This window comes from Mesorhizobium sp. M7A.F.Ca.CA.002.04.1.1, from assembly GCF_004022805.1.
GTDB classification, from domain to species: domain Bacteria; phylum Pseudomonadota; class Alphaproteobacteria; order Rhizobiales; family Rhizobiaceae; genus Mesorhizobium; species Mesorhizobium ciceri.
On the sequence record NZ_RZPL01001288.1, the window covers coordinates 1 to 524 of the forward strand.

General features: G+C 65.8%; 1 pseudogene. It reads left to right on the forward strand.

Going from position 1 to position 524, the window contains the following annotated elements:
- A pseudogene (locus tag ENZ75_RS33835) lies at window positions 1-524 on the forward strand (AsmA protein); the annotation flags it as partial.

Consider the following 524-nt stretch of genomic DNA (forward strand, 5'->3'; position numbering starts at 1 on the left):
GGCTTTCGGCTGAACGGCAAGTTTTCGCTAGACCACCAGAAGCTGGGTGTCGACGAATTCCGCTTCGAGACCGGGCCTCTCGACAACCCCTACACCGCCGATGGCAAGGCTTCTGTCGATCTCGGGCTGAAACCGAGTTTCGCCATCGAGGCCAATGGCGCGCAGGTGCAGTTCGACGAGGCGGTGGGCGCCGAAGCCGGCGCCGGCCTGACGCTGGACCAGCGCATCGCGGCGTTCGAGCAAGCGCTGCTCGATATGCCGAAGCCGACCATCCCCGGCACGGTCGAGGTCAAGCTGCCGGCGGTGGTGGTCGGCGACACCACGGTGCGCGACGTGCATCTTTCCGCCGAGCCGGTCGATGGCGGCTGGTCGGTGAAATCGCTTGCCGCGACCTTGCCCGGCCGCACCACGCTGGAAGCGGATGGCATGCTGGTGCTCAATTTGGAGGGTCATTTCGGCTTCAACGGCTCGCTGCTGCTGGCCGTGGCCCAACCTTCCGGCTTTGCCGCCTGGCTGTCGAAGGA